Source organism: Dellaglioa sp. CoH-56-MRSF-10, from assembly GCF_056782175.1.
On record NZ_JBXAYF010000111.1, the window covers coordinates 1 to 273 of the forward strand.

Below are 273 nucleotides of genomic sequence, written 5' to 3' on the forward strand. Positions count from 1 at the left end.
GCAAATCTATACACGCTTGATGCACTGGGTAATGTGCGACTTCTGGCCAGCGCCGCAGTAACAGCAAATGCCTACACATCAACCAATACCACGAACCAGCTTGTCAAGACAATCAATGGCGTGAGCCCGGACAGCACAGGCAACTTCACACTGGGTGCCACCAAGAACAAGTTGATCAATGGCAGGTTCCGTCTAAATCAATATGGTAATCCTGCGTCTGGTGCTATAGCCACATTCGTGGCCGATCGATGGTACATGTTCAGTAACGGCGCT

Annotated in this window: 1 protein-coding gene; it reads left to right on the forward strand. The window is 50.5% G+C overall.

What is annotated here, in order from left to right; all coding sequences use genetic code 11:
• Positions 1-273 (forward strand): hypothetical protein (locus AC1RP4_RS08005; protein ID WP_481763277.1); only part of this gene is annotated, 273 nt, incomplete at both ends.